The organism is Duganella violaceipulchra, assembly GCF_019166075.1.
GTDB lineage: Bacteria > Pseudomonadota > Gammaproteobacteria > Burkholderiales > Burkholderiaceae_D > Rugamonas > Rugamonas violaceipulchra.
In genome coordinates, this window is record NZ_JAHTGR010000056.1 from 1 (window position 1) to 5,331 (window position 5,331).

Annotated in this window: 5 protein-coding genes and 1 rRNA gene; 2 read left to right on the top strand and 4 right to left on the bottom strand. The window is 60.8% G+C overall.

The features are described 5' to 3' along the window. Window positions 1-290: 290 nt before the first annotated feature. Complete coding sequence (locus KVP70_RS32820; RefSeq protein ID WP_116994085.1) at window positions 291-575, bottom strand: SDR family NAD(P)-dependent oxidoreductase; 285 nt, start codon at window positions 573-575, stop codon at window positions 291-293. A gap of 189 nt (window positions 576-764) precedes the next feature. Between KVP70_RS32820 and KVP70_RS32825 the strand changes: the two genes are divergently transcribed. Both KVP70_RS32825 and KVP70_RS32830 read left to right on the top strand, forming a co-directional pair. Then, entirely contained in the window at window positions 765-1,661 is an 897-nt protein-coding gene (locus tag KVP70_RS32825; RefSeq protein ID WP_217946631.1) for an AraC family transcriptional regulator, read from the top strand. Window positions 1,662-1,749: 88 nt separating this feature from the next. Then, on the top strand, window positions 1,750-2,283 hold the full coding sequence (locus tag KVP70_RS32830; protein ID WP_217946628.1) for an outer membrane beta-barrel protein: 534 nt from the start codon (window positions 1,750-1,752) through the stop codon (window positions 2,281-2,283). A 5-nt stretch (window positions 2,284-2,288) separates the two neighbouring features. Here KVP70_RS32830 and KVP70_RS32835 read toward each other — a convergent pair whose 3' ends face one another. The 3 genes from KVP70_RS32835 to rrf form a co-directional block, all read right to left on the bottom strand. Beyond that, window positions 2,289-3,746, bottom strand: a complete 1,458-nt coding sequence (locus KVP70_RS32835; protein WP_217946629.1) for a DUF3482 domain-containing protein — start codon at window positions 3,744-3,746, stop codon at window positions 2,289-2,291. Further along, window positions 3,739-5,148: a DUF2868 domain-containing protein gene (locus KVP70_RS32840; protein ID WP_217946630.1), complete on the bottom strand. Its 1,410-nt coding sequence runs from the start codon at window positions 5,146-5,148 to the stop codon at window positions 3,739-3,741. Before KVP70_RS32840 ends, KVP70_RS32835 begins: the two co-directional genes overlap by 8 nt. Window positions 5,149-5,216: 68 nt before the next feature. Next, a 5S ribosomal RNA gene (gene rrf / locus KVP70_RS32845) occupies window positions 5,217-5,329 on the bottom strand. Between the last annotated feature and the right edge of the window lie 2 nt (window positions 5,330-5,331).

The following is a 5,331-nucleotide window of genomic DNA, read 5'->3' on the forward strand; positions in this document are numbered from 1 at the left end:
CTACTTGCGTAGCGCCTATTTCATTACTTCTTGTGAACATTTGATATTTTAAGTATCAGCAGGACTAGCCTGCTGTGCACTTTCATCAAACGTCCACACTTATCGACTGTAAATTTTTAAAGAACTTATTCGGTACTGCTTGCTGAAGAAGCGTTGTGTTCATCAGCGAAGAGGCAAGAGTATGAAGCGTTTCGTCCATCTCGTCAAGCTCTACTTTTTCCCACTTCACTCGGCATTTACATGCGTCGTTCTGCGAGGGGGCGAACTATAGCAAGGGTGTAGTAATTCTGTCAAACGTTATTAATGACAATATCAACGCGCTTATGCACATCCTCGGCAAACGCGAGGAACTCGCGCATCTCTTCCGGCTGCGACACATCCAGCGCATACCATTCGGCTGAGCCGCCGGCCCTGCGTATCTCCGTGACCAGCGCGTGCAGCTTGCTGGAGCGTCGCGCACCCAGCACCACATGATGCCCTTCGCCCGCCAACTGGCGAGCGGTCGCCGGACCGCAGCCCCGGCTGGCGCCGGCAATCAGGATAACCTTACGAATTGTTTGTACAGTAGCAGTCATGGCGCGGTCCTTTCGATGGCAGTAACACCAGACTGCATCTTACGGAATCAGGCCCATGCTGCGAATGCACACGACTATGCACTTATTGCCTAATCCTATAGATCGGTGTGTACATGGTGGCGATGAGGCCGGGAATGATGGATCATTCCTATTCATCACAGCATTTGAGAGGGAACGGACGTGGAACGCATGATCGCACTGCATCAACAGTTGGCGCGCAACGAGGGCTACACCTTATCGGCGCTCGACGACGTCCGGCTGACCCGCTCGAATTGCAGCTCAACCAAGACCCCGGCCATGTCGGATCCCTGCATCGCCATCGTGTTGCAAGGGCGCAAGCGCGCCTACTTCGGGGGCGACGTGCTCCAGTTCGACGCCGAGCATTACCTGGTAGTCGCCGTGCCCATGCCCTTCACCAGCACCACCGACGCCACGCCGGATGAGCCGTTCCTGGGCCTGTCGATCCGGGTCGACCGCACCACCCTTGCGGACCTGATGTTTGCCATCGACCAGACCGACAACGAAGTGCCGGCCATGCCCAAGGGCATGATGACCACCCGCATGGATGAACGCCTGAGCGAAACCGTGCTGCGCCTGCTCGAAGCCTTGAATTCGCCGCTGGAAGCGCGCGTGCTCGGTCCGGCAATCGTGCGCGAAATTTGCTACCGCGTGCTGATGGGGGAACAGGGCGCCGCCATGCGTGCGGCGCTGACCAACCAGGGCCAGTTCGGCCGGATCGCCAAGGCGCTGCGCCGCATCCATGCCGACTATTCAGCCGACATCGACGTCGGCATGCTGGCCGCCGAAGCGAACATGAGCGTGCCGGCCTTTCACGTGCATTTCAAGTCGGTCACGCACTGCTCGCCGATCCAATACCTGAAATCTGCCCGCCTGCACCAGGCACGGCTGTTGATGGCGCGCAGCGACATGACGGCCCAATCCGCCTCGGCCCAGGTCGGCTACGAAAGCCCCTCGCAATTCAGCCGGGAATTCAAGCGCTTCTTCGGCCGCAGTCCCGGCGAAGAAGCCAGCGCCATGCGCCGCCTGCTGGCGGTCCAGCCGGCGGAACCGGCAAGATTGCTTTAAAAATAAGTTGCAGGTACTATTCGGTTACTGACGGAATTGAAAATTAGTCAACTCCGTCCCGGTAGTACCACTTCATATCAGGAGCAATATGCGACATATCATTATCGGAGCCGCGACGCTCGCGACGCTGCTGTCGGCGGCGGCGCCGGCCTTCGCCGGGCCTGGCTTCGAACCGGGCGTTTATGCCGAAATCATCGGCGGCCGGACTTCGGTCACCTCCAAGTACGCCGCCAACGGCGACGACATTTCCCTCGGCGCCGGACTGGGCTACCAGTACACGCCGAACTTCGGCTTCGAAGTCTATACCCGCAGCCTGAGCTTCATCCCTCTCGTGGCGGCGGTGTCGGCGCCTGGCTACTATCCCGACCAGCATTCCGGGATTGCCGCCATCGGCACCATGCCTCTGAACGAAAGCTTCAGCCTGCTGGGCCGCGCCGGCGTGGGCCGCACAACCATGAAAGCGAACCGCAACACGATGAGCGACCGCACCGACACCGATGCAGTGGTCGGCGTCGGCGTGCGCTATGCCATCAACCGCAACTTCTCGCTGAGTCTGGAAGGCACCTACCTGAGCAAGAGCGAAGTTTCGATCTATACTTTCGGCGCCCGCTACCAGTTCTGAAACGCTTAACGCTGCATGCCTGGATACAGCCGCGCCAGCGTGGCTGACGCGATGCGCTGAACAAGCGGCTGGATCAGGCTCATAGCTGGTTCGGCCGCATGATCAGCGCGCGCACTCCGCCACAACGCCAGTAGTTCCGCATCGTGTTGTGCGACCATCTGTTCCACCTCGCTCTGCCAGAACGCCGGCGACTCCCCTTCGATAAAATCACCACGGCCGCGGCCAAAATGCGCGACCGCCAGATAGCGCAATACGCCAGCCACCACCAGTGTGCGCATGAAGGCGTCGGTAAATTGCATGGTCGCCTGTTGGCGATCGGTGCTGGAATTGAATCCCCAGGCCGCGCCGGCAAAGGTCAACGCCCCCACCACGCCGCCGAGCAGCGCGCCGCCACCAAGACTCAGGCCGCCAGACAGCAGGTCGGCCGACAGGCCGGTCGCGGCGCCGGAAATCATCGCGCCCAGCAAGCCAGCCTGCGCCTGGTCGATCGGCGCGCGCACCGAAAAATTGTCGCGCACCCTGGCGTTGATCTTGACGGCGTCGGCAGGATCAAGCTGATGCAGGATCAGCAGCTCGCGCGTCATCGTCGCAGTCGCCTGGTTCAGGCGCGCGACGAAGGCAGCCATTGCACGGTCCTGCCGTTGTTGCTCTTCATTCTTTCCGATGCCCACCACTTTCAGCGCCGACTTGAGCACACTCCTGGCTTCGGTTTCGATGACCTCGCTATCCCGCACTGCCAGCACCAGCTGCCTGGCCAGCGACTGCATGGCCTGTTCATAGCGCTGCGCATTGTTTGCCTCCCAAACGGCGAGCAGACGACCATACCCCGCTTGCATAGGCTCGCTCAGCTGCTTGCCTACCGCCGCGTAGAAAACCCTTTCATGTATCCAGCAGCGCGCGAACGCATCAAGCGGCAACACTTCGCGCACCGCCGGATACTGGCCCAGATAATCGCGCCATCTGGCCTGCTCCGCTTGCTCCTGCGCCGCCGGGCGCGGCGGCCCCATCTGATTGAGCAGCACCAGCACCGGCTTACCCAGCCAGGCCAGGATCTGCATTTCCGCAGGCAGGTAGCCGGCATCTTCGGGCGGCTCGGCGGAGTTCACCAGATAGAGCACGACATCGGCCGCATCCTTGGCGGCGCGCAGCGCTTGCTGACTCAGCCAGAACGGGCGGTCGCCGTGGCGATCGATGACTTCGCGCAGAAACCAGCCGATCGGATTACCCGATTGCGCCAGCCGCTTCAGCAGACGCACCGAATCGCCGAAGCCGGGCGTGTCCCACAGCTGCAAGGTATCGCCCTCCGGCGTCTCGAGCAGCGTATGCGATTCGGCGAAGATCGTCACATGCGCGGCATCGCGCACTTCGCCAACATCCCGGCCGATCAAGGTGCGCGCCAGCGTGGTCTTGCCGTTGTTGGTGTGCGAGATCAGCGCAAGCTGAATGGGTGCGGATTTATTCATGAGGCTTCAACAGGTTGACGACCTCGGTCCTGACTTGATGGAAGGCGCAAAATTGCTGCCACAGCGCGGTACGTTCAGCGAGACGCGCGCGTGCATCGGCCTGCTTGCCCATGCGTTCGAGATAGGAGGATTCGTCCAGCAAGGCGATGATCTCGCGCGGTGATGAGGCCACCAGATAATCAAGCAGCGCGCCGTGGTTTTCCCTCTCCGGCGTGGCCGACAAATTGAATAGCACCGCCGTGGTGTCCACGCTCAGGTCGACATCCCGCAAAGCCGATTGCGGTTCCGTGCCGTACGCAATGGGAGGCCGCAGCATCAAGCGGCCTTGCTCGCCGAACAGCGTGACAGCGATTTGCGCCAGGCTCTTGTGGCGTGTTTCGTCAACAGTAAAACTGTACGGCAGCACACGCAGCGTACCGCCGGCGGCGATGCCGACACCTCCGCCGAGTTTGCGAAAATATGGCTGATCCAGATCCAGCGGAAAGCGCTGCGCCCATCGCACGGCGCGCCAGTGGCCGAGCGCAGCCAACAGCAGACGCGGCAGCACTACCAGTAACAGCATGGTGGCGGCGTACAAATGCACCCAGCGCGCGCCGCCTTCGGCCGCCGTGGTTTGCGGGAAGCGCAGCGCGGCCACCTCGGCGAGCGAAAAATCCTGAAGTTGAAATATGGCGACCGCCGGCGCGAACAATATCGACAGCAGGGTATGCACCTGGCTGGCGTCGAGGAAGGTACTTTCCCAACCGGCCGCGTATTGCGACCAGAGGCCGCGCGCATACAAGGAGGCCAGTGCGCCGAACGCAAACATCGCCGCACTCAGATGGATGGTGCGGCTCAGGCGCGCTGCGGTAAGCCTGGCGCTTAGTTGCGTCCATTCGGCAGAAAAACTCAGCAATGCGGATGCCAACACCTGCGGCAATTTGCGTGGCAAGCCAGGTTTGCTTGGCCTCCGCAAGTTCGACCAGGCCGGCCGGCGCGCAGGCATCAATAACCAGGCGAGCATGCACAGATAGACCAGCATGTTCCATGCGACGATCAACAACAGCGGTGCCGACAGCAGGTCGACGCCGTGCGGATCGGTGATGCGGTCAAGGCCGGCGCCGAGCAGCAGCGCGATGATGGGCAAGGCAAGCGAGAACGCCTTCCAGCCGTGGCGCTGTTTGGCGAAGGCGGCAAACGCGGGGGTGCGTTCAGCGATGCGTTTGAGCATGAGTTCTGAGCGCTGCTGCAAGAAATCGTCGGCCGTTACTTCGGCCTGCTTGCCGGAGGCTTGCCATTGCGCGAGTTCGCGCGCACTGCGGCTGGCGTACATGCGATCGTCGTCGCTAAGAATTTCTTTATTCTGGTCGGCCATCTCGATGGCACGCACCAGTACAACGTCTCTTGCAGTGTGTTCGTTCATGTCGAGAGTATATCTCCGAACGCAAAAAAGCCCGCTCAGATCACTGAGCGGGCTTCTTCTTATAACTAGCCTGACGATAACCTACTTTCACACTGGTTGCAGCACTATCATCGGCGCAAAGTTGTTTCACGGTCCTGTTCGGGATGGGAAGGGGTGGGACCAACTTGCTATGGTCATCAGGCA

What these genes read in the sequence shown, in the direction of transcription:
- KVP70_RS32820 (WP_116994085.1), bottom strand. Translation starts at nt 575, where the DNA reads ATGACTGCTACTGTACAAACAATTCGTAAGGTTATCCTGATTGCCGGC.
- KVP70_RS32840 (WP_217946630.1), bottom strand. Translation starts at nt 5,148, where the DNA reads ATGAACGAACACACTGCAAGAGACGTTGTACTGGTGCGTGCCATCGAG.
- KVP70_RS32830 (WP_217946628.1), top strand. Translation starts at nt 1,750, where the DNA reads ATGCGACATATCATTATCGGAGCCGCGACGCTCGCGACGCTGCTGTCG.
- KVP70_RS32835 (WP_217946629.1), bottom strand. Translation starts at nt 3,746, where the DNA reads ATGAATAAATCCGCACCCATTCAGCTTGCGCTGATCTCGCACACCAAC.
- KVP70_RS32825 (WP_217946631.1), top strand. Translation starts at nt 765, where the DNA reads ATGATCGCACTGCATCAACAGTTGGCGCGCAACGAGGGCTACACCTTA.